This window comes from Conyzicola nivalis (assembly GCF_014639655.1).
In the GTDB taxonomy this organism is placed as follows: domain Bacteria; phylum Actinomycetota; class Actinomycetes; order Actinomycetales; family Microbacteriaceae; genus Conyzicola; species Conyzicola nivalis.
This window is the reverse complement of the sequence record NZ_BMGB01000002.1, coordinates 616,607-642,053: the sequence shown is the minus strand read 5'-3', so window position 1 is coordinate 642,053 and position 25,447 is coordinate 616,607. Positions and strand designations below refer to the sequence as shown.

The following is a 25,447-nucleotide window of genomic DNA, read 5'->3' as shown; positions in this document are numbered from 1 at the left end:
ATCGGGATTCAGTCCCCTACTTGAGGCCGGGAAGCTCTGCGGCTTTCCGAACCTTTGGGGTGACGAGTGATTACTCTACGTGCGCCACGCCACCTCGGCAAAGCACCACACATCCCGGGCGTGTCGCGACCGCGAGGGTCAGGAAATCAGGACCGCGGCGAGGGTCTTCTTGCCACGGCGCAGAATCGCGTGGCCGCTCGCGAGAGCGGCGCCGGTGAAGTCGGCCTGCTCGTCGGTGACCGTCACGTTGTTCAGGTACACGCCACCCTGGGCGATCGCGCGCCGCGACTCCCCCAGGCCTTTGGTGAGACCCGTGTCGACGAGCGCTTGCGCGATCGGTGTCGCGACGGCCGCCTCGGTGGACGGCAGCTCGGCCGTGGCCGCGGTCAGAGTGGCGGCGTCGAGGGTGGTCAACTCGCCCTGCCCGAAGAGCGCGGCCGAGGCCGCGATCGCCGCTTCCGTCGCGGCGAGACCGTGAACGAGACTCGTCACCTCGAAGGCCAGCGTGCGCTGCGCCTCGCGGCGGAACGGCTCGGCGGCCACCAGCCCCTCGAGCTCGTCGATGCGCGCGCGGTCGAGGAAGGTGAAGACCTTGAGCCGGGCGACGACGTCGCTGTCGTCGGTGTTGAGCCAGAACTGGTACATCGCGTAGGGGCTCGTCAGTTCGGGGTCGAGCCAGATGGCGTTGCCCTCGCTCTTGCCGAACTTGGTGCCGTCGGCGTTGGTGATGAGCGGCGTGCCGATGGCGTGCGCCGACACGGATTCGGAGCGCCGGATGAGATCGGTACCGCCGATGAGGTTGCCCCACTGGTCGCTACCACCGGTCTGCAGGATGCAGCCGTACTCACGGTAGAGCTCGCGGAAGTCGAGCGCCTGCAGGATCTGGTAGCTGAACTCGGTGTAGCTGATGCCGGCGTCGGAGTTGAGCCGCGCGCTGACGGCGTCCTTCTTGAGCATCGTGCCGACCCGGAAGTGCTTGCCGATGTCACGAAGGAAGTCGATCGCCGAGAGCGGCGCCGTCCAGTCGAGGTTGTTCACCAGGCGCGCCGCGTTGTCACCCTCGAAGCTCAGGAAGCGGGAGACCTGCCCTTGCAGGTAGCCCACCCACTCGTTGACGACGTCGGGGGTGTTCAGCGTTCGTTCCGCCGTGGGCTTCGGGTCGCCGATGAGCCCCGTGGATCCGCCGACGAGCCCGAGTGGTTTGTGGCCGGCCAGCTGGAGGCGACGCATGAGCAACAGCTGCACGAGGTTGCCGAGGTGCAGGCTGGGCGCGGTCGGGTCGAAACCGCAGTAGTAGGTGATCGGGTCTCCAGCGAGCAGTTGCTTGAGTTCCTGCTCGTTGGTCGAGACGTGCACGAGGCCGCGCCAGACGATTTCGTCCCAGACGTCGTCGAACGAGTCGTCGTTGCGCTGGAGTGCGGGTACCGGGGATGCTGGAGAAGACACGGATACAGGCTAGCCGAGCTTCGGGAGACCGACCCCGCGCAGCCGCCCCGGGTTGATGTGACTAAATCAACCCCCTAGGGTTGATATTGGTCTCATCAACCCTGTGGACCTGATTGGAGCAACGGTGATCGTCATCACGGCGGATCAGGTCGACAGCCGGTCGACGCCCGACGTCGCTTCGGCAACGCTCGAGCGCCTCAACCGCATGTTCGGCGAGCACCTCGAGCTCGCTGCCGACCGCACGGCGGGCGACGAGATCCAGATGCTCGTCGACGGCGGCCGAGCGGCGATCGACGTCGTGCTCGACCTCACCCGCACCGGCCGGTGGAGCGTGGGGATGGGATTCGGACCTGTTCGAGAACCGCTGGGCGCCAGCATCCGCGAATCGACCGGCGACGCTTTCGTCGCGGCGCGTTCCGCCGTCGAGCGCGCGAAGAAAAAGCAGACCCGTTTCGCCGCCGCGACCGAGCCCGTGCAGACGGGCTCCCGCGACCTCGAAGCGCTCGTCGACCTCCTGCTCATCCTGCGCGCGCGCCGCAGCGATCAGGGGTGGGAGATCCACGACCTCGTGGCCCGCGGGCTGAGCCAGGCCGACGCCGCGACGGAAATGGGCATCACGCCGCAGTCGGCGAGCAAACGCGCCCGCGCGGCGGATCTCAAGGCCGAGAACGCCGCGATCGCACCGTTGGCGCGGCTCGCGGACGCGCTCGATGCGGCCCCCGCAACCGAGGAAAAGCGATGACCGAAGTCGCACTGACCTACTCGATCGTCGGGCTCGTGGTGCTCTACGCCGGCGTGGTCCTCTCCTGGTTCGCGACCAAGCCCGGGAGGCACTGGCTCGTCGTTCCGTGCGCCGTTCCCATCGTCGGAGCGATCGTCTTCGCCCTGGCCGGGCTACCCGTCGTGCATCCCGCCCTCGGAATCCTCGCCGGCGTCGGCTTCGTGCTGCTCGGCTCGGTCGGCGGCAGCCCGTTCGTGTCGCTCGTGCTGGATCTGGCGACGCGCGACAGCGTGACGCTCGGCGCCCACGGCGGGATACTCGTGATGAGCGCCGCTCCCCCTCGCGAGATCCTGCGCGGCGGCGCGGTCATCGGCTACCTCGAACGGGTATCCCTGATCGGTTCCGTGCTCGTCGGACAGCCCGCCGCGGTCGCCGTGATCGTGGCAATCAAGGGGCTCGGGCGGTACTCGGAGCTCGAGAACGCCGCGGCGCGGGAGCGGTTCATCATCGGCACCCTCGCGAGCCTGCTCTGGGCCGGGGCATGCGCCGCGGCGATCGCGCTCAGCTGGTAGCTCGATCAGCGGGTAGCGGGCAGCCGCGCGTCGGGCGGCCTCGGCGGGTAGACCCAGGCGACGAGCACCACCGAGATCATCATGAGCAGGAACCACGAGCCCAGTTTGGCGACCGACACGAGGTGCCAGCCGTCGAGCTGGTCGGGGTACGCCCACGCGTTGGCCCAGGTGGCGATGTTCTCGGCCAGCCAGATGAAAACGGCGACGAGCAGGAACGCGACGACCAACGGCATCCGGAACCGCGACCGGAAGACCGTGAACTGCATCCGGGTGCGTCCGAAGACGAGCACGATCGCCACCAGCAGCAGGTAGCGGGCGTCGAACACGTAGTGGTGCGAGAAAAAGTTCACGTAGATGAGGCCGGCGAGGATCGCGGTGATCCACCGGCGCGGGTACCGCTCGAAGCGCAGGTCGAACATGCGGTACACCCGCACCATGTAGGAGCCGACAGCGGCGTACATAAATCCGCTGTAGAGCGGCACTCCGCCGATGCGCAGCAGGCCGTCGCCCTCGTAGCTCCACGATCCGACGTCGGTCTTGAACAGCTCCATGCCGGTGCCCACGATGTGGAAAAGCACGATCACCCGCAGTTCGCGCAGGGTCTCGAGCCGGAAGACGACCATCGCCAGCTGGATGACGAGCGCGGCGAGCACGAGGAAGTCGTTGCGGGCGAGGGCCGCGTCGTCGGGGTACCAGAGCCGGGTGCCCACGAGCACGGCGAGCACCGCGGCGCCGAAGATGCACGCCCACGCCTGCTTGAGCCCGAACACCACGAACTCGGTGAGGGCTGCGCGCGCGCCGCTGAGGGGTGCCCGGTCGAGGAACCGATGCGCATAGCCGTCGATCGCCCGCTCGACCGAGGTGAACCGGGCCACGGTCAGACCCGCTTTTTCGGGGCGTGCGCCTTGTAGGGCGAGACCGTGGGGTCGCCGGGGATCCAGAACCGCCAGGGATACTCGCCTCCCCCGCCGGGACCCGAGACCCCGGTGCGCGGACCAGATTCATAGTCGGATGACTCGGAGGCGAGTTCGAGCCGCAGCGGACCTGAGGCGAGGTCGGTACCGCCGTCGGCCAGCGTGATGCCGAGCGCCACGGTGAGCCGGGCGGGGCCGCGCGCCAGGTCGACACTCGAGCGCGAGGTGCGCCGCCGGGCGGTCGCGATCTCACGTCCCGCCACGATTTCGCCGGCGCGCAGCAGGATGCCGCCCGACGTTCCGGCCGGCGAGCACACGACGTTGGCGCAGACGTGCATGCCGTAGGTGAAGTACGTGTACAGGTGCCCGGGTTCGCCGAACATCACGGCGTTGCGGTTGGTCTTTCCTCGGAACGAGTGCGAACCGGGATCGACGCCCTCGCCGAGGTACGCCTCCACCTCGGTGATCCGCAGCGCCACCTCGCCGCTGACGAGGCGCGCACCGAGCAATTCTGGCGCGACCTCGACCGCGGAGCGGGAGAAGAAGCTGCGATCGAACACGTGCGGGGCGCTGTTAGAAGAACGGGATGCCGAGGACGACGGCGGCGATGACCGCCCCGACCACGACCAGCCCGGCGATCACGACGACGACCGCGCGACCGCGGCGGGACATCGGGTCGTACCAGTCGAACCCGGGCTTCTTGTCGTCGTCGCCCACGTCAGCGCGCCACGTTCAGTGCGCGCACCCGCGCGGTGAGAGCGGCGAGCTGCTCGGCGACGCGAACGGGCGCGGTCCCGCCGGCGCCGTCGCGGCTCGCGATCGAGCCGTCGACGGTGAGCACGTCGCGCACGCCCGCGGTGAGGTGCGGCGACACGGCCAGGTACTGCTCGTCGGTCGGTTCGTGCAGTTCGAGGTCGTGCTCCTCGCAGAAACGAACGAGCGATCCGCTCACCTCGTGGGCCTCACGGAAGGGAATGTGCTGCCGCACGAGCCAGTCGGCCACGTCGGTTGCGAGAGAGAAGCCCTGGGGCGCGAGCTCGCGCATCCGGTCTGTATTGAAGCGCAGGGTCGCGACCATGCCGGTGAACGCGGGCAGCAAGACCTCGAGGGTCTCGACCGAGTCGAACACCGGTTCTTTGTCTTCCTGAAGGTCGCGGTTGTAGGCGAGCGGGAGTCCCTTGAGGGTCGCGAGCAGGCCGGTGAGGTTGCCGATGAGACGACCGGACTTGCCGCGCGCGAGTTCGGCGATGTCGGGGTTCTTCTTCTGCGGCATGATCGACGAGCCGGTCGAGAACGCGTCGTCGAGCTTGACGAAGTCGAACTCCCGGGTGTTCCAGAGGATGATCTCCTCGGCCAGGCGCGAGATGTCGACGCCGATCTGCGCGGCGATGAAGGCGAACTCGGCGACGTTGTCGCGGCTGGCCGTGGCATCGATCGAGTTCTCGGTGGGTCCGCTGAGGCCCAGTTCGCGAGCGACGAGCACGGGGTCGAGTCCGAGCGAGCTGCCGGCGAGGGCACCCGAACCGTAGGGGCTCGTCGAGGCGCGCATCCGCCAGTCGCGCAGGCGTTCCAGGTCGCGCACGAGCGGCCAGGCGTGGGCGAGCAGGTGGTGGGCGAGCAGCACCGGTTGCGCGTGCTGCAGGTGGGTGCGGCCGGGCATCACGGCGTCGATGTGGTTCTCGGCCTGCGAGGCGATGGCGTCGATGAGCTGCACGACGAGGTGGCCGATGGCCGCGGCGTGGTCGAGCAGGTAGAGCCGGACGAGCGTGGCGATCTGGTCGTTGCGGCTGCGGCCCGCGCGCAGCTTGCCGCCGAGCTCGGGACCGGTGAGTTCGATGAGGCCGCGTTCGAGGGCGGCGTGCACGTCTTCCTCGTCGTCACGGGCCTCGAAGGAGCCGTCGACCACCGACTCGGCCAGCTGCACGATGGCGGCCAGCATGCGTTCGAGCTCGTCGTCGCTGAGGTAGCCCGCCGACGCGAGCGCCTTCGCGTGCGCGCTCGACCCGGCGAGGTCGTACCCGGCGAGCTGCCAGTCGAAGTGGATCGACCGGCTCAGCCGCGCGAGTTCGGGCGACGGCCCGCTGGCGAAGCGGGCGCCCCAGAGGGAGCCCTCGCCGGTCGCTCCAGCGGTGCCGTCGTCCGATTTCGTGTTCATTTCGACCGGCTCAACGACCGTCTACGGCGGCGTCGCGGCGTGCCGCGATCTTGCTCGGGAGCGACCACAGTTCGATGAAGCCCTTCGACAGCGACTGGTCGAACGTGTCGCCGGTGTCGTAGGTGGCGAGGCTGAAGTCGTAGAGGCTCGTGGCGCTCTTCTGACCGGTGACGACCGCGCGGCCGCCCTGCAGCTTGAGGCGGATGTCGCCCGACACGTACTTCTGGGTGTCGTCGATGAAGGCGTCGAGGCTGCGCTTGAGGCCGGAGAACCAGAGTCCGTCGTAGACGAGGTTAGACCATTCGGCTTCGACCCCGCGCTTGTAACGGCTGACGTCGCGCTCGAGGGTGAGGCTCTCGAGGGCCTCGTGGGCGGCGATCAGGGCGATCGCGCCGGGCGCCTCGTAGACCTCGCGGCTCTTGATGCCGACCAGGCGGTCTTCGACGACGTCGATGCGGCCGACGCCGTGCTTGCCCGCCACCTCGTTGAGCTTCTCGATGATGGCGAGGGGGCTCAGCGCGACGCCGTCGATCGCGACGGGGATGCCCGCCTCGAACGTGATGACGACCTCGTCGGCCTCCTTGAAGACGGAGGGGTCTTGCGTGTACTCGTAGAGGTCCTCGATCGGCGCGTTCCACGGGTCTTCGAGGAAGCCGGTCTCGACGGCGCGGCCCCACACGTTCTTGTCGATCGAGTAGGGGTTCTTGGCGCTCTGGCGGATCGGGAGGTTGTTCTGCTCCGCGTAGATGATGGCCTTGTCGCGGGTGAGGGCCAGGTCGCGCACGGGGGCGATGCTGGTGAGCTCGGGCGCGAGGGCGGCGACGGCCGCCTCGAAGCGCACCTGGTCGTTGCCCTTTCCGGTGCATCCGTGGGCCACGCTGTCTGCACCGAGGCGCTTCGCGGTGATCGCGAGGTGCTTGGCGATGACGGGGCGGCTCAGCGCCGAGACCAGCGGGTAGGTCTTCTGGTACATGGCGTTGGCCTTGAGGGCCGGCATCAGGAAGTCGGCCGCGAACTCGTCTTTCGCGTCGACGACGATGGACTCGACGGCGCCGCAGTCGAGGGCGCGCTGGCGGATGTCGTCCATGTCTTCGCCACCCTGGCCGACGTCGACGGCGAGGGCCACGACCTCTTTGCCCGTGGCGTCTTTGAGCCAGCCGATACCAACCGAGGTGTCAAGTCCGCCTGAATAGGCCAGGACGACGCGTTCCGCCATTGTGTTTCTCCTTGGGTTAAATCATGGTCAAGACTACCGGCACGCGACTTTCAGGTTCGCGCGCGCCGGGTGGTGCGGGCCGCCAGGTTGGAGGCCCAGGTGAGCACCCGCTCGAGCGGTCCGCGGCCGAACAGAAGCGCCCAGCCGGTGCAGAGCACGAGGGCTCCGCCGATGAAGGCCAGATAGAGGCCGTTGTCGTTCTGGGTGAACGCGCCGTCGCCGATGATCGCGACGATCACGACGTGTGCGGTGTAGGCGCTGAGCGCCATCGACCCCACGGCGGCGATCGGGTAGAGCGGTATGCGCGCCCGGGTCGCGACGAGCAGGCACAGGGCCAGGACGGCGAGCGCGAACCCGGTGGAGCCGACAACCTCGAACGGGCTTCCGCTGTGCGGCTCGGTGGTCGCGAGCATGCCGATGTCTACCGGAACCGGCGCTGTGCTTTCAAGCACTGCCCGGTTCGCCGCGACGCCGAGCCCGTATCCCGCGACCGCGAGCCCCGCGCCGACGGCGAGCAGGCGCAGCTGGACGACGCGGGCAGTGACGTCGAGCCGCCCCACGCCGAGGCCGACGAGCACGAAGACGATCCAGATCACCGCCGGATAGTGGCCGGTCAGCAGCAGGTCGACGACCGGGTCGGCCACCGGGACGAGGACGGTCGTGATCGCCGCGAGGATGGGGGACACGATCGCCAGGATGCCGGCGGCGACGAACAGCGACCGCGGCCGCCAGCGCAGCACCGGGATCGCCGCCACGAACAACACCGCGTAGACGGGCAAAATGACGGCGATACGCGTGTCGAGCCAGATGAGGAGCATGCCGATCGCGAAGATCAGCGCTGCGCGCACCAGAATCCGGATGCGCGCGGCTCTGAGTTCGGTGCCGTCGACCGGGCGGGTGCGCCCCGAGATGATCGCGATCGAGACGCCGGCGAGCAGAGCGAACAGGATCGACGAGCGGCCGTTGACCACGTCGAGCCAGGTCGCCGGCTCGGTGAAGACCAGCGGTTCGGTGACCCCGACGTGCGCGCCGTACATTCCGAGCACGGCGAGGCCGCGCGCGATATCGATGCCGACGATGCGGGTCATCAGGCTTTCTCGAGGAGCCAGACCATCAGGGCCTTCTGGGCGTGCAGGCGGTTCTCCGCCTCGTCCCAGATGACGCTCTGCTCGCCGTCGATCACGTCGGCGGAGACCTCGAAGCCACGGTCGGCCGGCAGGCAGTGCAGGAACAACGCGTCGGCCTTGGCGAGCGCCATGAGCTGCGAGTCGACCTGGTAGGCGCCGAACGTCTCGATGCGCTGGGCCTTCTCGTCTTCTTTACCCATCGACACCCAGGTGTCGGTGACCACGACGTCGACGCCGGCTACGGCTTCGGCGGGGTCGGTGTAGAGCGTGACCGAGCCGCCGGTCGTGGCGGCTACCGCCTCCGCGTCGCTGACGACCGTGGCATCCGGAGCGTAGGACAGCGGGCTGGCGATGCGCACGTGCATACCGGCGACCGCCCCGGCCAGCAGGTAGGACTGCGCCATGTTGCTCGCGCCGTCGCCGAGGAAGGTGACGGTGAGGCCGGCGAGCGTTCCGCGGTGCTCGCGGATCGTGAGCAGGTCGGCGAGCAGCTGGCAGGGGTGGAACTCGTCGCTCAGGGCGTTGATCACCGGAACGGTCGTGCCGAGGGCCATCTGCTCGAGTCCCGCTTGCGCGTAGGTGCGCCAGACGATCATCGACACCATGCGCTCGAGAACGCGGGCGGTATCGGAAGGGGTCTCCTTACCGCCGAGCTGACTGTTGGCGGTGGAGATGATGAGCGGGCTGCCGCCGAGGTCGGCCACGCCGACCGCGAAGGAGACACGCGTGCGGGTCGACGACTTGTCGAAGATCACGGCGACGGTCTGCGGCCCGGCGAGCGGCTTGACCCGGTAGCGGTCCTTCTTGAGCTCGACGGCGAGGTCGAGGATGTCGAGCTGCTCGGCCTGGGTCAGGTCGTCGTCGCGGAGAAAGTGGCGGGTCATGCTGATGCCTCCAAGGCCTGGGTGAAGAGGGAGATGAATTGCGCGATCTCGGCGTCGCCCACGATGAGGGGCGGAGCGAGGCGGATGCTCGTGTCGTTCGGCGCGTTGATGATGAGGCCGAGCTCGAGGGCCTTCGCGGACACTCTCGCCGCGACCGGCTCGGTGAGGCCGACGCCGATGAGCAGGCCGGCGCCTCGCAGTTCGCCCACGAGCGGCGAGCCGATCGCGGTGATCGCGGCCCGCAGTTCGTCGCCGCGGCGGGCCGCGTTCTCGACGAGCCCGGCGTTCTCGATCTCGCCGAGAACCGCGTTGGCGGCGGCCGTCGCAAGCGGATTGCCACCGAAGGTCGACCCGTGCTGGCCGACGGTGAACAGCTCGGAGGCCCAGCCGAAGGTGACGAGGGCGCCGATCGGCACTCCCCCGCCGATGCCCTTCGCCACGGCGATCGCGTCGGGCACGATGCCGTGCTGCTGGAAGGCGAACCAGCTTCCGGTGCGGCCGGCGCCGGTCTGGATCTCGTCGAGGATGAGCAGTGCGCCGTGCTTCTCGGTGAGCTCGCGTGCACGCTTGAGGTAGCCCTCGGGAAGGTCGATCACGCCGGCCTCGCCCTTGATCGGCTCGACCACGAGCGCGGACACGTGGTCGCCCATCGCGTGCTCCAGCGCCTCGATCGTCGAGTCGATGTGGTCGATGCCGGTCACCGCGGGGTCGAAGGGCTCGCGCAGGGCGGGCTTGCCGGTGAGCGAGACCGCGCCCATCGTGCGGCCGTGGAACGAGTTGGTGAGCGCGAGGATCGTCTTGTGCTGCCCGTTACGGCGCGCGAGCTTGATCGCGGCCTCGATGGCCTCCGCTCCCGAGTTGCCGAAATAGACGCGTCCGCGCTCTCCGGCACCCGAGATGCGGCTCAGGCGCTGAGCCAATTCGATCTGCGGGGCGGTCGCAAAGTAATTGGAGACGTGCGCGATGTTCGCGACCTGCCGGCTGACGGCATCCACCAGCACCGGATGCGCGTGACCGAGCGAGTTGACGGCGATTCCGGCGAGGAAATCGAGGTACTTCTTGCCGTCGACGTCCCACACGTAGCAGCCCTCGCCGCGCTCGAGCAGGGTGAGCGGCGCGGGCGAGGAGCCCATCATCGCGGTACGGAAATCGCTGCGCCAGGTTGCCGGCCCTTCGACAGGCTCAGGGAGCGTGGTCTCTGTCATGCGGGTACTACCTCCGTGCCGATGCCGCTCTGGGTGAAGATCTCGACGAGGATCGAGTGGGGGGTTCTGCCGTCGATGATGGCCGCCTTCGCGACACCGCCGGCGACCGCCTCGAGGCACGCCGTCATCTTGGGAATCATGCCCGACTCGAGGTTCGGCAGCAGCGCCGTGAGCTCGTCGGTGTCGATGATCGAGACGAGCGAGTCGCGGTTGGGCCAGTCGCGGTAGAGGCCGGCGACGTCGGTGAGGATCACGAGCTTCGCGGCGCCGAGAGCCACGGCGAGGGCCGAGGCCGCCGAGTCGGCGTTGATGTTGAGCGACTGACCGGCCTCGTCGAGGTCGGGCGCGATGGACGCGATCACCGGGATCTTGCCCGCGGCGACCGCGTCGAGTACGACCGCGGGATCGACGGTCGCGACGTCGCCCACGAGGCCGAGGTCGACCAGTTCGCCGTCGACGACGGCGCCGCGACGGCGCCCGCCGAACAGGTCGCGGGTCTCACCGGACAGGGGCACGGCGAGACCGGCCTGGTGCTCGTCGATCATGCCCGCGAGCTCGAGTCCGACCTGCCCCGACAGCACGTCGCGCACGACGCCGATCGTCTCGGGGGTCGTCACCCGGTAGCCGCCGCGGAACTCGCTGGGGATGCCGAGTTCGGCGAGGCGCGCGGAGATCTGCGGGCCGCCCCCGTGCACGACGACCGGGCGGATGCCGGCGAAGTGCAGGTACGCCATGTCCTCGGCGAACGCCCGCTGCAGGGTCTCGTCGACCATGGCGTTGCCGCCGAACTTCACGACGATGATCTGGCCGTGGAAGCGCTTGAGCCAGGGCAACGACTCGATGAGCACGGCGGTCTTGATCTCGACCTCGAGCCCCTGGGCCTCTCTGAACGCACCCATCAGCTGGAGTACGCGCTGTTCTCGTGCACGTAGTCGTGCGTGAGGTCGTTGGTGAGGATCGTCGCGGTGGCCGTGCCGACCTTCAGGTCGATGAGCACGTGCGTGGCCCGCGGTGTGAGGTCGACGTCGTCGGCCGGCCGGTCGGGTTCGCCCGAACGGCAGACGCGCACACCGTTCATGGTGACGTCGACGTCGTAGGGGTCGAACTCGGCGGTCGTGGTTCCGATGGCGGCGAGCACGCGGCCCCAGTTGGGGTCGTTGCCGAAGACGGCCGCCTTGAACAGGTTGTTGCGGGCCACCGAGCGGCCCACCTCCACGGCGTCGTCTTCGCTCGCGGCGTTGATCGTCTCGATCGAGATGTTGTGGCTCGCGCCCTCGGCGTCGGCCTGCAGCTGCGCGGCCAGGTCGGCGCACACGGCGGTGACCGCGGCGGTGAACACCTCGAGGCTCGGCGAGACACCGGATGCCCCGCTCGAGAGCAGAGAGACCTGGTCGTTGGTCGACATGCAGCCGTCGGAGTCGAGCCGGTCGAACGTCACCCGGGTCGCCGAACGCAGCGCGGCGTCGAGATCCGCGGAAGAGAGCAGCGCGTCGGTGGTGATGACGACGAGCATCGTGGCGAGGCCCGGGGCGAGCATGCCGGCGCCTTTCGCCATGCCTCCGACCGACCAGCCGGCGCCCTGCACGACGGCTTCCTTCGGCTTCGAGTCGGTGGTCATGATCGCGAGGGCTGCGTCGTGCCCGCCGTCGTCGTTCAGGGCGGGGATCGCGGTGGCGACCCCGCCGATGACCTTGTCGCGGAAGTCCTGTCCGCCCACCCCGATGAGGCCGGTGGAGCAGACGAGCACGTCGCCGGCCGAGACGCCGAGGCCCTCGGCGACCGCCTCGGCCGTGGCGTGGGTGGTCTGGAAGCCGAACGCCCCCGTGTAGCAGTTGGCCCCGCCCGAGTTGAGCACGATCGCCTCGACGATGCCGTCGCCGATGACCTGCTGCGACCAGATGATGGGGTTGGCCTTGGCGCGGTTGCTGGTGAACACCACGGCCGCGGCCTTGTTCGGGCCGAGGTTCTGCACGAGGGCGACGTCGTTCTTGCCGGTGCTCTTCAGTCCGGCGACCACGCCGGCGGCGACGAATCCGGCCGCATTGGTGACGCTCACGGTGCTACTCCATTGGTGCTCAGGCCGGTCGTTTCGGCGAAGCCGAGGGCGATGTTGGCGGATTGGATGGCGGCTCCCGCCGTGCCCTTCACGAGGTTGTCGATGGCGGTGACCGTGACCACCCTGCGCGTGGCCTCGTCGACCGCGATGCCGACGAGCGCCGTGTTGGCGCCGACGGTGTCGGCCGTGCGGGGGAACTCGCCGGCGGGCAGCACGTGCACGAACGGCTCGTCGGCGTAGGCGGCCTCGAACGCCTCACGGACCTGCGCGGCGGTGACTCCCGGCTTGAGCTTCGCCGTCGAGGTTGCCAGGATGCCGCGGCTCATCGGCACGAGCATCGGGGTGAACGAGATGCCCACGTCGGTGCCGCCGGCGAGGGTCAGGTTCTGCACGATCTCGGGGGTGTGCCGATGCGTGCCGCCGACGCCGTAGGCGGAGGCCGAACCGAGGATCTCGCTCGCCAGCAGGTTCGTCTTCAGTGCCTTGCCGGCACCGGACGGGCCGACGGCGAGCACGGCCACGAGGTCGTCGCCCTCGAGCAGGCCCGATTGGATGCCGGGCGCGAGTCCCAGGGAAATGGCGGTCACGTTGCATCCGGGAACCGCGATGCGCGTGGCCCCGACGAGCTCGTCACGGTGCTTGGAACCGTCGGCGTGCAGCAGCTCGGGCAGGCCGTAGGTCCAGGCGCCGAAATACTCGCCGCCGTAGAACGCTGCCCAGTCGGACTCGCTGGTGAGACGGTGGTCGGCGCCGCAGTCGATCACGAGCGTGCCGTCGGGCAGGGCCGCGGTGATTTCGCCCGACTTGCCGTGCGGCAGGGCGAGGAAGACGACGTCGTGACCGGCGAGGTTCTGCGGCGTCGTCTCGACGAGCGTCAGGTGGGAGAGGGAACGGAGGTGGGGCTGCAGCGCGATGAGCGGCTGGCCGGCGTTCTGGAACGCGGTGACGGTGGTGACGGTGAACTCCGGATGCGCGGCCAACAACCGCAGGAGCTCACCCCCGGCGTAGCCGCTTGCGCCGGCGACGGCAACGGAAAGTGACATGACTCAACCTTATTCAGTGGGGACGAGGGAATGAGGCGGCGGCGAGAGCGACGGATACCGGGGAATGCATCGACCCGGGTCGCGAACTCGACGCCTAGAGTCGCTCGGAGGTGGCGCGACGTCGCAGCCCGAATGACAGCATTGTGCTGATCGAGACTGCGTTGCGAAGAGTGGCCACCTGCCGACTGTAGCAGCGCTACACCTGTCGGCCGAATCCTCGATTGCCGTTTGTTGCACCGAGCGGTGTCTCGCTAGCGTGACAGAGCGGTCGCATCCGCGAATCGCAGACAGTCAGGAGTCCCCATGTCAGACCTCGACGGACTGCTCAAGCAGATCCCCATCGGCCAGATCGCGAGGAAGCTCGGCGTCGACGACGATGTCGCGCGCGACGCGGTGGAGAAGGTGCTGCCCACGATCGTCGCCGGACTTTCGGCGAACTCGAAAGACAAGGCGGGCGCCGCCTCGCTGGAGAAGGCGCTGGTCAAACACGAGGGCCGCACCCCTGCCGCGGTGGACGAGATCGACACGGACGACGGGGAGAAGATCGTGCGCAACGTCTTCGGGTCGAACAAGGACAAGGTCGTGTCGGCGGTGAGCAAGACTGCGAAGGCCGACGAGTCGATCATCGCGAAGATCCTGCCGATCGTCGCCCCGATCGTGCTGAGCTGGCTCGCGTCGCAGTTTCTGAACAAGAAGAAGTCGACGGATGCCGCGGCCTCCGGTTCGGGCGGAATCGGTGACCTGCTTGGCGGGCTCCTCGGTGGTGCGGCCGGCGGCAAGGGCGGCGGAGACGTGCTCGGCGGCTTGCTCGGCGGGCTGCTGGGTGGCGGCAAGAAGTAGCGGCCCGCACTCGCTAGTGCGGCGCTCATCGGCGGCATATTGCTGTTCCGGGGGCTCCGGAACAGCAATATGCCGCGAGTGAGCGGCGTTTACTCGCGCAGGGACGCCCCGAAGCGGGACGCGGCGAGTTCGACCGCGGCGGTCTTCGCCTCGGTGGCTTCGGCGGCGGTGAGCGTGCGGTCGGACGCCCGGAAGCGCAGCGCGAAGGTCAGCGACTTCGACCCCGGCTCGATGCCGGTGCCGCGGTAGTCGTCGACGAGTCGGGCGCTCTCGAGCAGCGAACCGGCGCCCTCGATGACCGTCGCGAGCACGTCGCCGGCGGGCGTGGCATCCGAGACGACGACCGACAGGTCCTGCGTCGCCGCCGGGAACGAGACGATCGGAGTCGGCGTCACCTCGTCGCTGGTGCTGTCGATGAGCGCGTCGAGGTCGACCTCGAGCAACGCGACGACGCGGGGAAGGTCGCGGTCGTCGGCGATCGCGGGCAGCAGCTCGCCCGCGTAGCCGACGAGGGTGTCCCCCGCCCAGAGTTCGGCGGTGCGCCCCGGGTGCATGGCCTGGTGGCTGCCCTGCCGCACGGTGATGGTCGCGCCGACCGCGAGGGCCAGCTGGTGTGCCGCCGCGATCGCGTCGGCCACTCCCGTGCGCACGGCGGTGAGACCCGGCTGCTTGACGACGGCGTCGCCGAGGAACAGCGCGCCGACGTGCCACGGCTGCGGCGGGATTCCGGCGTTGAGCGCGAGCAGGGTCTCGTCGCTCGGGCGCGCGTTGCCGACGGGCAGCGGTCCGCTGCCGTAGGTCTCGCCCGCGACCGGCTGGAAGACCAGCCCGACCTCGAACAGCGCGAGGTCGGTGAGACCGCGCGACAGGTTGCGGCGGGCGGCGTCGATGAGTCCGGGCAGCACGGAGGTGCGCATCCAGCCGAACTCGCTGTCGAGCGGGTTGGCGAGCTTGATCGCGGGCACCGGGCCGCCGGTCGCCGAGCCGAAGAGCTCGTTGCTCGCGCTGGTGACGAACGAGTAGGAGAGCACCTCGGTGAGGCCGCCGCCCGCGAGCGCCCGCGACGCCGAGCGGCGCAGTTGCTGCGAGCGGGTGAGTCCGCGGCCGGGGGGCGCGACGGGCAGCACCGACGGGATGCGGTCGTAGCCGACGATGCGGGCGATCTCCTCGACGAGGGTGGCCTTGTCGGTGAGGTCGGGTCGCCACGAAGGCGGGGTGACGGTGTACGAGCCGGATGACGCGGAGAGGTCGGCGCCGATCGTGGTGAGCGACGACTTGATCTCGTCTGCCGTGTAGTCGACTCCCATCAGTTTCGCGGCGTAGTCGGCCGGGAGCTCGATCGGAGCGGGCACGGTGGCGGCGTTGTAGCTGGAGCCGAGCGTGTCGACGGTGCCGCCGGCCAGTTCGACGAGCAGCTGGGCGACACGGGCGACCGCGGGCGCGGCGACGGCGGGATCGACGCCGCGCTCGTACCGCTTGGCCGCCTCGCTGGGAAGCTTGTGGCGGCGGGCGGTGCGCGCGATCGAGACCGGCTCCCAGTTTCCCGCCTCGATGAGCACGTCGACGGTGCCGGTCGTCATCTCGGTCTTCGCGCCGCCCATCACGCCGGCGAGGCCGATCGGGCCGGACTCGTCGGTGACGAGCAGGTCTTCGACGTCGAGCGAGCGCACCTTTCCGTCGAGCGTCTCGAACTTCTCGCCGGCCGTGGCGCGGCGGACGGTGATGCCGCCCGTGAGCGTGTCGAGGTCGTAGCCGTGGATCGGCTGGCCGAGCTCGAACATGACGTAGTTCGTGATGTCGACCGGCAGCGAGATCGAGCGCACGCCGGCGAGGGCGAGGCGCGCGACCATCCACGGCGGGGTCGGGCGGGTGGCGTCGATGCCGCGCACGACGCGAGCCTCGAACACCGAGACGCCGGCGCGGCCGCGGATGGGCGCGGTGTCGTCGATGGTGACGGGGAAGCCGGTCGGGACCGAGCCCTCCTTCGCAGGCTCAGTCGGCGCTGGGGTCGCGAAATCGCTGGCGCGATTTCCATAGCTCCACCGCGCAGGGTCGCGGAAGGCCGCGCCCGTGGAGTGCGAGTACTCGCGGGCGACGCCGCGCAGCGAGAGCGCGTAGCCGCGGTCGGGCGTGACGTTGATCTCCACCGCGAAGTCGTGCAGGCCGAGCAGGTCGATCGCGTCGGCGCCGACCTCGGGGTCGAGGCCGAGGCTGCCCAGCACCAGGATGCCGTCGTGCTCTTCGCCGAGGCCGAGCTCGCGGGCCGAGGCGATCATTCCGTCGGAGACGTGGCCGTAGGTCTTGCGCGCCGCGATGGGGAACGGGCCGGGCAGCACCGCGCCGGGCAGCGACACGACGACTTTGTCGCCGACCGCGAAGTTGTGCGCGCCGCAGACGATGCCGCGGGGCTCGGCTTCTCCGACGTCGACCTGGCACCAGTTGATGGTCTTGCCGTTGGTCTGCGCCTCGGGGGTGAACTCCAGGACCTGGCCGACGACGACCGGGCCGGTGAGATCGAATCCGTGGAAGCCCTCCTCCTCGAAGCCGACCTTGACCAGGGCGGCGTGCAGGTGCTCGACGGAGACATCTTCGGGCAGGTCGACGTACTCGCCGAGCCAGCTGACGGGGATACGCATCAGACCACCATTCCGAACTGCTGGCTGAAGCGGATATCGCCCTCGACCATGTCTCTCATGTCGTTCATGTCATTGCGGAACTGCAGCGTACGGTCGATGCCCAGACCGAACGCGAAGCCCTGGTATTCGTCGGGGTCGATGCCGGCCGCGCGAAGCACGTTGCGGTTGACCATCCCGCATCCGCCCCACTCCACCCAGCGCGCGCCGCCCTTGGCGTTCGGCTGCCAGACGTCCATCTCGGCGCTGGGTTCGGTGAACGGGAAGAAGTTGGGGCGCAGGCGGATCTGCGCGCCCTCGCCGAAGAGCGCGCGGGCGAGGTGCTCGAGCGTGCCGCGCAGGTGCGCCATCGTCAGGCCCTTGTCGATCGCGATGCCCTCGATCTGGTGGAACACGGGGGTGTGCGTGGCGTCGAGCTCGTCGGTGCGGTAGACGCGGCCGGGCGCGACGATGTAGACGGGCAGCTCACGGCCGAGCAGCGAACGGACCTGCACCGGGCTCGTGTGCGTGCGCAGCACGAGGTGCGAGTCGACCGGGTCGACGAAGAAGGTGTCTTGCATGGCGCGGGCCGGGTGGTCCTCGTCGAAGTTGAGCGCGTCGAAGTTGAACCACTCGTTCTCGAGCTCGGGTCCCTCCGCGATCTCCCAGCCCATGCCGACGAAGATGTCGCTCGTTTTCTCCATCAGGAGAGAGATCGGATGACGCGCTCCGCCCGTCCAGCGCAGGGGGACGGCGGTCACGTCTACCGCCTCCGCGGCGAGCTTCGCGCTCTCCTCGGCGACGGCCAGCTCGGCTTCGCGAGCGGCGACCGCCTGGTTCACGGTGCCGCGGGCCTGGCCAACGAGTTTCCCGGCCGCGGCCTTCTGGTCGCCGGGCACGCTGCGCATCAGCGCGTTGAGCTGGGCGAGCGTCGAGGTCTCCCCCGTGTGCGCGGCGCGGGCGAGCTTGAGTTCGCTCACCGTCGTGGTGGCTGCGACCGCGGCGAGGGCGGCGTCGACCGCCGCTGCGACGGCTTCTTCGGTGATCTGGGTGGGTTCTGACACAAGCACCGAGTTTAGCGGGAACGGTTAGCGCGAACCGCCGAGGCCGCCGCCGGCGGTGGCACCCGCGTCGGGATCCAGCAGCACCGGCTCGCCGACCGTCTTTCGCGGACCTTTCCTCTTGCGCCCGCCCGCGGTGCGTCGCGCGACGATGCGCGCGACCCACGAGAGCAGCAGGTTGATGCCGAGGTAGATCGCCAACGTGATGACGAACAGCGAGAACCGGTAGCTCTCGCCGTAGTAGTTGACGAGGTAGTTCATGGTGCGACGCAGGAGCTCGGGGTACGCGATCACGTAGGCGAGCGAGGTGTCCTTGAGCAGCACGACCAGCTGGGCGATGATGATCGGCAGCATCTGGCGGAACGCCTGCGGGAACTCGATCTTGAGCCTGGTCTGCAGCGGAGTCAGCCCGATGGCCAGTCCCGACTCGCGTTGGCCCTTGGGCAGCGAGTTGACGCCGGCGCGCAGCGCCTCGCCGATGATCGCACCGTTGTAGACAGCGAGACCGATGACGCCGGCCCAGTAGGAACCCGTGCTGAACACCAGCAGGGTGAACAGCATAAGCAGCAGGACCGGGATGCCACGGAAGAACTCGAGCAGGATCGACACCGGGACGCGGATCCACCTGGTGTTCGAGATCCGGCCGAAGCAGAACAGCAGGCCGATGAGCAGCGCGCCGATGGCGCCGGCGACGAACATCGCGAGCGTCGCCCGCACGCCCTCCCCCACGCCGAGCCAGAGTTGCACGTCGCTGAAGATGTCCCAGCGGCTCGGGTCGAGCAGGCTCGGCTGCACGTTGCCGTTGATCGAGACGCGCGGCGCGGCCAGGGCGGTGACGACCCAGGCCACGAGGCCCAGGATCAGCACGACGCCGATGACGGAGATGATCCGGGAGAGACGCCTGGCCTTGGGTCCGGGGGCGTCGTACAGAACGGAGGAACTCATCGCAGGATCGCCACCTTCTTTTCGATCCGCGCGGCGATCTGGCCGAGCGGAATGGTGACTATCAGGTAGAAGACGGCGACCGCGATGAGGATCGCGATGACGGCGTCGCCGCGGTCGTTGATCACGACGCGCGCCGAGGCGAAGAGCTCGATCACGAAGAACCCGCCGGCGACGGAGGTGTTCTTGGTGAGAGCGATGAAGACGTTGATGAGCGGCGGCACGACCATGCGCAGGGCCTGCGGCATAACGACGAGGCGCAGGGTCTGGCCGAAGCCGAGCCCGATGCTGCGTGCGGCTTCCGCCTGACCGATCGGCACGCCGTTGATGCCCGAGCGGATGGCCTCGGCGAAGAACGGCGAGGTGTACACCGCCAGGCCGATGGTCGCGAGCGGGAAGTAGTCGGCCCGGATGCCGAGGTACGGCACGACGACGGCCATAAAGAACAGCACGAGGGTGAGCGGGGTGTTGCGCACGATCTCGGTGTAGAACGCGGCGAAACCGCGGAACGACGCGACCGGCGAGATGCGCATGGCCGCGACGACGATGCCGATGGCGAGCGCCGAGGCGCCGGAGAAGATGAGGAGGGTGAGCGTTCGCCCGAATCCGTCGAGGAATACGGGAAGGTTCTCGATTACGGCATCCACAGCCCACCTCCCTTTCTTGTTGTCTTCGCTGGGGAATGGCCCGCGCGGCGAACCGCGCGGGCCATTCCGTGAGTGCTGGTTAGCGCGTGTAGTTGTCTACTGCGGGCGGCTCCGGAAGGTCGAGGACCTTTCCGGCGGTTGCCTCCCACGCGGCTTCCCAGTCGCCGTCGTCGTACGCCTCGGTGAGTGTCTCGTTGATCCAGGCGCGGAACTCGTCGTCTTCGAGCGCGAGGCCGATGCCGTAGGGCTCCTGCGTGAACGGGTTGTTCACAACCTCGAACTCGCCCTCGTTCTGGTCGGCGAGGCCGGCCAGGATGACGTTGTCGGTGGAGACCGCGACCACGGCGCCGGTGCGCAGGGGCTCGAGGCAGTCGCTGTAGCCGGCGGCCGGGAGAACCACGGCGCCGTACTCGGCGAGGTTCTTCTCGGAGGTGGAACCGGAGACGCTGCAGACGTTCTTGCCCTCGAGGTCTTCGGGGCCTTCGATGCCCTCGGGGTTGCCCTCGAGAACCAGGATGTCCTGACCGGCCTCGTAGTAGGGGCCGGCGAACGAGACAACTTCCTTGCGGGCGTCGTTGATCGTGTAGGTCGCGATGACGAGGTCGACCTGTCCGCTCTGGATGTACGGCTCGCGGTTGGTGGACACCGTCTCGGTCCAGGTGATGCCGTCGGCGGGGATGCCGAGCTTCGCGGCGATCAGCTTGCCGATTTCGACGTCGAAGCCGACGGGGTTGCCGTCGGGGCCGGCCAGGCCGAAGAGGGGCTGGTCGAACTTGGTGCCGATGGTGATTTCGCCGGCCTCGTTGAGCGCGGCCATGGTCGTTCCCTCGTCGAAGCTGACATCTTCTTCGACGGTCGCCTCGGGTGCGGTCTCAGCCGAGTTGGTGCAGGCGCTGAGCGCGAGCACGCCGGTGAGGGCGATGGCTGAGATCATTAGACTTTTTTTGAGTCTCATGGTTTCCTCCTGGTTGCTGTGTTGCTCGCCCACCGATTAGTGGGTAAGTACCTTCGAGAGGAAGTCTTGCGCTCTCGTGCTCTGGGGGTCGGTGAAGAACTTCTCCGGGGTGGCCTCTTCGACGATCGAGCCGTCGGCCATGAACAGCACGCGCTGGGCGGCCTTGCGGGCGAAGCCCATCTCGTGGGTGACGACGATCATGGTCATGCCGTCTTTGGCGAGCCCCACCATCACGTCGAGCACCTCGGTGATCATCTCGGGGTCGAGGGCCGAGGTGGGCTCGTCGAACAGCATGACCTTCGGGTCCATTGCGAGCGCCCGGGCGATGGCCACGCGCTGTTGCTGTCCGCCGGACAGCTGCGACGGCATCTTGCTCGCCTGGTTCGCGACACCGACCCGGTCGAGCAGTTCCATGGCGCGCTTGTTGGCGTCCGCCTTCGAACGCTTGCGCACGTTGGTCTGGCCGAGGGTGACGTTCTCGAGGATGGTCTTGTGCGAGAAGAGGTTGAAGCTCTGGAACACCATTCCGACGTCGGCGCGCAGCTTCGCCAGCTCCGAACCCTCCGCGGGGAGCGGCTTGCCGTCGATGGTGATGGTGCCGCTGTCGATGGTCTCGAGACGGTTGATCGCCCGGCACAGCGTGGACTTGCCCGAGCCGCTGGGGCCGATGACGACGACCACTTCACCACGGTGGATCGTGGTGGTGATGTCTTTCAGAACGTGCAGTTCGCCGTAGTGCTTATTGACGTGGTCGACGACGACTAGAGGTTCCATGCCCCCACCCAACCACACGGGTCGGGTGGGGTACAAACTTGAACGAAATTCTTAACTAAGTTGAAACAATCAGGCCGAGCGGTGCGCGAACGCGCTTTCGTACAGGCACACGGATGCCGCGGTGGCCAGATTCATCGATTCCGCGTGTCCGTAGATGGGCACCGTGATCGCCTTGTCGGCGAGCGCGTAGTGCTCGTCGTTCAGACCGCGGGCCTCGTTGCCGAACAGCCACGCGGTGGGCTGGTCGAGAACGCCGGTCGTGCGCGCTTCGAGCAGGTCGGCGCCCTTGATGTCGGCGGCGAGGATCTGCAGGCCGTAGCCCTTGACCTTCTCGATGACGGTCTCGAGGTCGGCCGCGATGGCGACGGGGATGTGGAAGATCGACCCGGTGGTCGCTCGCACGACCTTCGGGTTGTAGAGGTCGACGCTCCGGCCGGTCAGGATGATCGCATCGGCTCCGGCGGCATCCGCAGCCCGGATGATGGTTCCGGCGTTGCCGGGGTCCCGCACCTCTTCGAGGATGGCGATGAGCTTCGGCTCCGACGCGAGGATGTCTTTGAGCGACGTCGGGAACTGCTTGCAGACGGCGATGATGCCCTGCGGCGTCACGGTGTCGGCCATGGAGTCGAGCACGTCTTCTGTCACGAATTCGACCTCGAGGTCGATCTCGTCGGCGATTCTCGCGATCTCGGGGTACTTGTCGAGGGCTGTCGGGGTGGCGAAGAGCTCAACGAGAAGCTCCGACCGGTAGGTGAGGGCTTCGGTGACGGCTTGGGGGCCTTCCAAAAGGAAGAACCCGGTCTGGGACCGGGCGTCTCTCTTGGCTAGCTTGGCCACGCCGCGTACTCGAGGGGAGCGCGGGTTGTCGATCATGCCGCCAGTTTAGGCGGCAGAACGGCCGTTTAACGGCCGCCGCGCTGACGCTCACGAGGAGCGCCAGCGCGGCGGTGGGATAAAGCGGGGTGTTACGCCTTGACCTTCGGGGCGCTCGTGTCGGCGGGCAGTGCTGCCTTGGCCGTCGCGACGATCGCCGCGAACGTGGCCGGCTCGGTGATCGCGAGGTCGGCGAGGATGCGACGGTCGACCTGCACGCCGGCCAGGTTGAGTCCCTGGATGAGGCGGTTGTAGGTGAGGCCGTTCGCGCGCGACGCGGCGTTGATGCGCTGGATCCACAGGCGACGGAAGTCACCCTTGCGGGCGCGGCGGTCGCGGTACGCGTAGACGAGGGAGTGGGTGACCTGCTCCTTGGCCTTGCGGTACAGGCGCGAACGCTGTCCGCGGTAGCCCTTTGCGCGCTCGAGGATTACGCGACGCTTCTTGTGAGCGTTTACTGCTCTCTTGACTCTTGCCATTTTTCTTGTCCTAAATCTTGGGGGCCGGCGGCGTTACTTGCCGAGAAGCTTCTTGATCATCTTCGCGTCGGCGGGTGCGACGAGACGGTCCTTGCTCAAGCTGCGCTTGACCTTGCTCGACTTGACCTCGAGGTTGTGTCGCATGCCGGCACCCTGCTTCTTGATCTTGCCGGTTCCGGTGAGCTTGAAACGCTTCTTGGCGCCCGAGTGCGTCTTCTGCTTAGGCATCTTTATCCTCTTTCGTTGATACATCTTCGGCTGAGTCAGCCGACACATTTTCAGTGGGTTCTGGGGAGACCTCGTCGGTCTCGTCGTCGCCGTCCGTGACATCCGAACCGCCCTTTGCGGGCTTGTTCGCGACGCGGCGTGCCTCGGCCTCGGCCTTGGCTGTCGCCTTCGTCTTGAGCGGGCCGATGACCATGACCATGTTGCGGCCGTCGATCGTGGGGCTCGACTCGATCGTGCCGAACTCGGCGACGTCTTCCGCGAAACGCTTGAGCAGGCGCACGCCCTGGTCGGGACGCGACTGCTCGCGACCACGGAACAGGATCATCGCCTTGACCTTGTCGCCGGCGGCGAGGAAGCCCTCGGCACGCTTGCGCTTGGTCTCGTAGTCGTGCACGTCGATCTTCAGACGGAAACGGACCTCTTTGAGGATCGTGTTCGCCTGGTTACGACGTGCTTCCTTGGCCTTCTGGGCCTCTTCGTACTTGAACTTGCCGTAGTCCATGATTTTGGCGACGGGAGGCTTGGAGTTGGGAGCAACCTCAACCAAATCCAGGTCGGCCTCCTGGGCAAGTCGAAGTGCCACGTCAATGGCAACGACACCGATCTGCTCTCCGGCGGGTCCGACGAGTCGGACCTCCGGTACGCGGATTCGGTCGTTAGTACGGGGATCGCTGATGCGGGACTCCTTTAGATCTTCTGGTGGCCACTCTGTCGGCGGATGCCGGGCAGGGACGAAGAGAAGAATCACGCGTGCTGTTTATTGCGACGCCAACACCCTGTTTATCTACCTATCGCGCTGTGACGCACAACTTCGGCGGGGTGTAACTACCCGGTAACCTTGAGAAGCGGTTGACGGGTGGGAGAATCTCCACTTTCGTATCGGGGCAAGCCCCGAAGCCTGCACAAGAATAGCAGACGCCGCGCGAAAAGACTAAGGATGCACCGAATGAGCGAGCCCTACTCCCACGATCACGCCTCGAGCTCGGCGCTGCACGGCGGCGACGGCCACGATCACAGCGGCGCGAACCTCGACCCCGACGTCGAGATCCGCGACATCGGGGAGGTTCCGGCGATCGAGGTCATCAACACGGTCGCCATCCACCTGCTCAGCGCCACCGCCGTGAAGCTGGGGCTCGCCGACGAGCCGGACGCCGAGGCGCAGATCGACCTCGACGAGGCACGCAAGCTCATCAACGCCCTCGCCGGCCTCGTCACCGCGAGCGCCCCCGACCTCGGCGACCACCACGCCCTGGCCCTGCGCGACGGACTGCGCACGGTGCAGCTCGCCTTCCGCGAGGCGTCGTCGATCCCCGACGGCGTGGGCAAGGGCCCCGGCGAGAAGTGGACCGGCCCGGTCAACTGACCCACCGCCGGTAGGGCGCGGCGACGGTGTCGGCGGGCGGTGCGACACTGGGCGCATGGACCCCATACTGTCGCTCGTGCTCGGCCTGCTGCTCGGCGTGATCCTCGGCGCCATCATCGGCCTGCTGGTCGCGCGCGCCCGGTCGAACTCGCCTGCGACCATCGCTGTGCTCAGCGAGTTGAAGGCAGAAGCGGCCGCTTCGGATGCCACAGCCGTCGCACTCCGCGAGCAGGTCGAACACCTGCTCGCGCAGCAGCGCGCGGCGCAGCAGAGCAGGGACGCCGACAACCGCGTGCTCCAGGCCCTCTCCCCCGTGCAGGAGACGTTGCGCACCATGCAGCAGACCGTCGCCGACCTGGAGAGCCAGCGCAGCCTGCAGCACGGCCAGTTGAGCGAGCAGCTCAAGAACGCCACCGAATCAGAAGAACGGCTGCGCGGCACCGCCGAGTCGCTCGCTTCTGCGCTGCGCAACAACGGCACCCGCGGCGTCTGGGGCGAGACCCAGCTGCGCAACGTGGTGCAGGCGGCCGGGCTCGTCGAGCGGGTCGACTTCGACGTGCAGCAGTCGGTGCGCAGCGACACTGGCGCCGGTCGGCCCGACATGGTCATCCACCTGCCGGGCGGCAAGAACATCGCGGTCGACGCGAAGGTGCCGTTCACCGCGTTTCTCGAGGCCTCCCAGATCGCGGTCACCGCGACCGGCGAAGAGGGCGCGCGTCGCGACGCCCTGATCAAGCAGCACGTGCGCGTGGTGCGCGGCCACATCGACACCCTCGCGAGCAAGGCCTACTGGGCGGGCCTCGACGCGAGCCCCGAGCTGGTGATCGCGTTCATCCCGAGCGAGTCGCTCGTGTCATCGGCGATGGAGGCCGACCCGAGCATCATGGACTACGCCTTCAGCAAGAGGGTCGCGCTGGCCTCCCCCGTCACCCTCTGGTCGGTGCTGAAGACCGTGGCGTTCAGCTGGCAGCAAGACGTGTTGACCGACGAGGCAAAGAACCTGTTCGACCTGGGCAAAGAGCTCTACCAGCGGCTGTCGACGCTGTCGGAGCACGCCGACAAGCTACGCCGCAGCATCGACTCGACGGTCTCGAGCTACAACCAGTTCGCCAACTCGCTCGAGTCGCGCGTGCTGGTGTCGGCGCGCAAGCTGGGCGCCCTCGACGAGTCGAAGGTACTCGGAGCCGCCGTCCCGCTCGACGCGACGGCGAAGCCGCTCACGGCCGTCGAGTTCGACCGCGTGAGCCCGCACGAGCGGAGCCCGCACGAGCTGGGCGACGACGAGCGCGGCGAACGCGCGAGCTGACCGTTGCCGCGCGCACGGCCGCGGGGCG

27 protein-coding genes are annotated in these 25,447 nt (G+C 68.2%); 5 read left to right on the top strand and 22 right to left on the bottom strand.

The window, feature by feature from the left end; translation table 11 throughout:
• Nucleotides 1–138 precede the first annotated feature (138 nt).
• Nucleotides 139–1,446: a tyrosine--tRNA ligase gene (gene tyrS, locus IEV96_RS16570; protein WP_188511816.1), complete on the bottom strand. Its 1,308-nt coding sequence runs from the start codon at nt 1,444–1,446 to the stop codon at nt 139–141.
• A 124-nt stretch (nt 1,447–1,570) separates the two neighbouring features.
• Between tyrS and IEV96_RS16565 the strand changes: the two genes are divergently transcribed.
• Both IEV96_RS16565 and IEV96_RS16560 read left to right on the top strand, forming a co-directional pair.
• Nucleotides 1,571–2,188, top strand: a complete 618-nt coding sequence (locus tag IEV96_RS16565) for a DNA-binding protein (RefSeq protein ID WP_188511882.1) — start codon at nt 1,571–1,573, stop codon at nt 2,186–2,188.
• Nucleotides 2,185–2,739: a hypothetical protein gene (locus IEV96_RS16560; protein ID WP_229733483.1), complete on the top strand. Its 555-nt coding sequence runs from the start codon at nt 2,185–2,187 to the stop codon at nt 2,737–2,739. The genes IEV96_RS16565 and IEV96_RS16560 overlap by 4 nt, the downstream gene beginning before the upstream one ends.
• A gap of 5 nt (nt 2,740–2,744) precedes the next feature.
• Here IEV96_RS16560 and IEV96_RS16555 read toward each other — a convergent pair whose 3' ends face one another.
• From IEV96_RS16555 to argC, 11 genes are read right to left on the bottom strand one after another with little or no spacing between them, the layout of a single operon-like run.
• Nucleotides 2,745–3,614: a DUF817 domain-containing protein gene (locus IEV96_RS16555; RefSeq protein WP_188511815.1), complete on the bottom strand. Its 870-nt coding sequence runs from the start codon at nt 3,612–3,614 to the stop codon at nt 2,745–2,747.
• A 2-nt stretch (nt 3,615–3,616) separates the two neighbouring features.
• Entirely contained in the window at nt 3,617–4,213 is a 597-nt protein-coding gene (locus IEV96_RS16550) for a DNA-3-methyladenine glycosylase (RefSeq protein WP_188511814.1), read from the bottom strand.
• A 13-nt stretch (nt 4,214–4,226) separates the two neighbouring features.
• A complete protein-coding gene (locus IEV96_RS16545; RefSeq protein WP_188511813.1) occupies nt 4,227–4,370 on the bottom strand; it encodes a hypothetical protein in 144 nt (47 codons plus the stop codon).
• 1 nt (nt 4,371) lies between these two features.
• Nucleotides 4,372–5,808, bottom strand: coding sequence for an argininosuccinate lyase (argH, locus tag IEV96_RS16540; protein WP_188511812.1), 1,437 nt, complete (start codon nt 5,806–5,808; stop codon nt 4,372–4,374).
• A 10-nt stretch (nt 5,809–5,818) separates the two neighbouring features.
• On the bottom strand, nt 5,819–7,024 hold the full coding sequence (locus IEV96_RS16535) for an argininosuccinate synthase (protein WP_188511811.1): 1,206 nt from the start codon (nt 7,022–7,024) through the stop codon (nt 5,819–5,821).
• Nucleotides 7,025–7,074: 50 nt separating this feature from the next.
• Complete coding sequence (locus tag IEV96_RS16530) at nt 7,075–8,112, bottom strand: heparan-alpha-glucosaminide N-acetyltransferase domain-containing protein (RefSeq protein WP_188511810.1); 1,038 nt, start codon at nt 8,110–8,112, stop codon at nt 7,075–7,077.
• On the bottom strand, nt 8,112–9,035 hold the full coding sequence (gene argF / locus IEV96_RS16525) for an ornithine carbamoyltransferase (RefSeq protein WP_188511809.1): 924 nt from the start codon (nt 9,033–9,035) through the stop codon (nt 8,112–8,114). The genes IEV96_RS16530 and argF overlap by 1 nt, the downstream gene beginning before the upstream one ends.
• On the bottom strand, nt 9,032–10,240 hold the full coding sequence (locus tag IEV96_RS16520; RefSeq protein ID WP_188511808.1) for an acetylornithine transaminase: 1,209 nt from the start codon (nt 10,238–10,240) through the stop codon (nt 9,032–9,034). The genes argF and IEV96_RS16520 overlap by 4 nt, the downstream gene beginning before the upstream one ends.
• Nucleotides 10,237–11,139, bottom strand: coding sequence for an acetylglutamate kinase (argB, locus tag IEV96_RS16515; protein WP_188511807.1), 903 nt, complete (start codon nt 11,137–11,139; stop codon nt 10,237–10,239). Before argB ends, IEV96_RS16520 begins: the two co-directional genes overlap by 4 nt.
• A complete protein-coding gene (gene argJ, locus IEV96_RS16510; RefSeq protein WP_188511806.1) occupies nt 11,139–12,296 on the bottom strand; it encodes a bifunctional glutamate N-acetyltransferase/amino-acid acetyltransferase ArgJ in 1,158 nt (385 codons plus the stop codon). The genes argB and argJ overlap by 1 nt, the downstream gene beginning before the upstream one ends.
• Entirely contained in the window at nt 12,293–13,339 is a 1,047-nt protein-coding gene (gene argC / locus IEV96_RS16505; protein WP_188511805.1) for an N-acetyl-gamma-glutamyl-phosphate reductase, read from the bottom strand. The genes argJ and argC overlap by 4 nt, the downstream gene beginning before the upstream one ends.
• A gap of 303 nt (nt 13,340–13,642) precedes the next feature.
• Here argC and IEV96_RS16500 point away from each other — a divergent pair, with 303 nt between their 5' ends.
• Nucleotides 13,643–14,179 (top strand): DUF937 domain-containing protein, encoded by a 537-nt coding sequence (locus IEV96_RS16500; protein ID WP_188511804.1) that lies wholly within the window; start codon nt 13,643–13,645, stop codon nt 14,177–14,179.
• Between the two features lie 89 nt (nt 14,180–14,268).
• Here IEV96_RS16500 and pheT read toward each other — a convergent pair whose 3' ends face one another.
• From pheT to infC, 10 genes are all read right to left on the bottom strand, one after another.
• Complete coding sequence (pheT, locus tag IEV96_RS16495; protein WP_188511803.1) at nt 14,269–16,815, bottom strand: phenylalanine--tRNA ligase subunit beta; 2,547 nt, start codon at nt 16,813–16,815, stop codon at nt 14,269–14,271.
• Entirely contained in the window at nt 16,815–17,855 is a 1,041-nt protein-coding gene (gene pheS, locus IEV96_RS16490) for a phenylalanine--tRNA ligase subunit alpha (protein WP_188511802.1), read from the bottom strand. Before pheS ends, pheT begins: the two co-directional genes overlap by 1 nt.
• 24 nt (nt 17,856–17,879) lie before the next feature.
• Nucleotides 17,880–18,797 (bottom strand): amino acid ABC transporter permease, encoded by a 918-nt coding sequence (locus tag IEV96_RS16485; protein WP_188511801.1) that lies wholly within the window; start codon nt 18,795–18,797, stop codon nt 17,880–17,882.
• On the bottom strand, nt 18,794–19,441 hold the full coding sequence (locus IEV96_RS16480; RefSeq protein ID WP_188511800.1) for an amino acid ABC transporter permease: 648 nt from the start codon (nt 19,439–19,441) through the stop codon (nt 18,794–18,796). Before IEV96_RS16480 ends, IEV96_RS16485 begins: the two co-directional genes overlap by 4 nt.
• Nucleotides 19,442–19,520: 79 nt before the next feature.
• The gene (locus IEV96_RS16475) at nt 19,521–20,396 is read right to left on the bottom strand and encodes a glutamate ABC transporter substrate-binding protein (protein WP_188511799.1); all 876 of its coding nucleotides are present in this window, start codon (nt 20,394–20,396) and stop codon (nt 19,521–19,523) included.
• A 36-nt stretch (nt 20,397–20,432) separates the two neighbouring features.
• The gene (locus tag IEV96_RS16470; protein ID WP_188511798.1) at nt 20,433–21,170 is read right to left on the bottom strand and encodes an amino acid ABC transporter ATP-binding protein; all 738 of its coding nucleotides are present in this window, start codon (nt 21,168–21,170) and stop codon (nt 20,433–20,435) included.
• A 69-nt stretch (nt 21,171–21,239) separates the two neighbouring features.
• Nucleotides 21,240–22,043, bottom strand: coding sequence for a TrmH family RNA methyltransferase (locus tag IEV96_RS16465; protein ID WP_188511797.1), 804 nt, complete (start codon nt 22,041–22,043; stop codon nt 21,240–21,242).
• 92 nt (nt 22,044–22,135) lie between these two features.
• Nucleotides 22,136–22,522 (bottom strand): 50S ribosomal protein L20, encoded by a 387-nt coding sequence (rplT, locus tag IEV96_RS16460; protein ID WP_188511796.1) that lies wholly within the window; start codon nt 22,520–22,522, stop codon nt 22,136–22,138.
• 33 nt (nt 22,523–22,555) lie between these two features.
• Nucleotides 22,556–22,750 (bottom strand): 50S ribosomal protein L35, encoded by a 195-nt coding sequence (gene rpmI / locus IEV96_RS16455; RefSeq protein WP_188511795.1) that lies wholly within the window; start codon nt 22,748–22,750, stop codon nt 22,556–22,558.
• A complete protein-coding gene (gene infC, locus IEV96_RS16450) occupies nt 22,743–23,426 on the bottom strand; it encodes a translation initiation factor IF-3 (RefSeq protein WP_229733490.1) in 684 nt (227 codons plus the stop codon). Before infC ends, rpmI begins: the two co-directional genes overlap by 8 nt.
• A gap of 270 nt (nt 23,427–23,696) precedes the next feature.
• On the opposite strand from infC, the gene IEV96_RS16445 reads away from it, so the two are divergent.
• Both IEV96_RS16445 and IEV96_RS16440 read left to right on the top strand, forming a co-directional pair.
• A complete protein-coding gene (locus IEV96_RS16445; protein ID WP_229733481.1) occupies nt 23,697–24,113 on the top strand; it encodes a DUF1844 domain-containing protein in 417 nt (138 codons plus the stop codon).
• A 55-nt stretch (nt 24,114–24,168) separates the two neighbouring features.
• The gene (locus tag IEV96_RS16440; protein WP_188511794.1) at nt 24,169–25,419 is read left to right on the top strand and encodes a DNA recombination protein RmuC; all 1,251 of its coding nucleotides are present in this window, start codon (nt 24,169–24,171) and stop codon (nt 25,417–25,419) included.
• Nucleotides 25,420–25,447 lie beyond the last annotated feature (28 nt).

Coding starts and splice junctions, on each gene's coding strand:
- argB (WP_188511807.1), bottom strand. CDS start 11,139: ATGGGTGCGTTCAGAGAGGCCCAGGGGCTCGAGGTCGAGATCAAGACC.
- IEV96_RS16465 (WP_188511797.1), bottom strand. CDS start 22,043: ATGATCGACAACCCGCGCTCCCCTCGAGTACGCGGCGTGGCCAAGCTA.
- IEV96_RS16560 (WP_229733483.1), top strand. CDS start 2,185: ATGACCGAAGTCGCACTGACCTACTCGATCGTCGGGCTCGTGGTGCTC.
- IEV96_RS16475 (WP_188511799.1), bottom strand. CDS start 20,396: ATGAGACTCAAAAAAAGTCTAATGATCTCAGCCATCGCCCTCACCGGC.
- IEV96_RS16520 (WP_188511808.1), bottom strand. CDS start 10,240: ATGACAGAGACCACGCTCCCTGAGCCTGTCGAAGGGCCGGCAACCTGG.
- IEV96_RS16530 (WP_188511810.1), bottom strand. CDS start 8,112: ATGACCCGCATCGTCGGCATCGATATCGCGCGCGGCCTCGCCGTGCTC.
- rplT (WP_188511796.1), bottom strand. CDS start 22,522: ATGGCAAGAGTCAAGAGAGCAGTAAACGCTCACAAGAAGCGTCGCGTA.
- IEV96_RS16500 (WP_188511804.1), top strand. CDS start 13,643: ATGTCAGACCTCGACGGACTGCTCAAGCAGATCCCCATCGGCCAGATC.
- rpmI (WP_188511795.1), bottom strand. CDS start 22,750: ATGCCTAAGCAGAAGACGCACTCGGGCGCCAAGAAGCGTTTCAAGCTC.
- IEV96_RS16440 (WP_188511794.1), top strand. CDS start 24,169: ATGGACCCCATACTGTCGCTCGTGCTCGGCCTGCTGCTCGGCGTGATC.
- IEV96_RS16470 (WP_188511798.1), bottom strand. CDS start 21,170: ATGGAACCTCTAGTCGTCGTCGACCACGTCAATAAGCACTACGGCGAA.
- IEV96_RS16445 (WP_229733481.1), top strand. CDS start 23,697: ATGAGCGAGCCCTACTCCCACGATCACGCCTCGAGCTCGGCGCTGCAC.
- argC (WP_188511805.1), bottom strand. CDS start 13,339: ATGTCACTTTCCGTTGCCGTCGCCGGCGCAAGCGGCTACGCCGGGGGT.
- argH (WP_188511812.1), bottom strand. CDS start 5,808: ATGAACACGAAATCGGACGACGGCACCGCTGGAGCGACCGGCGAGGGC.
- pheT (WP_188511803.1), bottom strand. CDS start 16,815: ATGCGTATCCCCGTCAGCTGGCTCGGCGAGTACGTCGACCTGCCCGAA.
- argF (WP_188511809.1), bottom strand. CDS start 9,035: ATGACCCGCCACTTTCTCCGCGACGACGACCTGACCCAGGCCGAGCAG.
- IEV96_RS16485 (WP_188511801.1), bottom strand. CDS start 18,797: ATGAGTTCCTCCGTTCTGTACGACGCCCCCGGACCCAAGGCCAGGCGT.
- IEV96_RS16535 (WP_188511811.1), bottom strand. CDS start 7,024: ATGGCGGAACGCGTCGTCCTGGCCTATTCAGGCGGACTTGACACCTCG.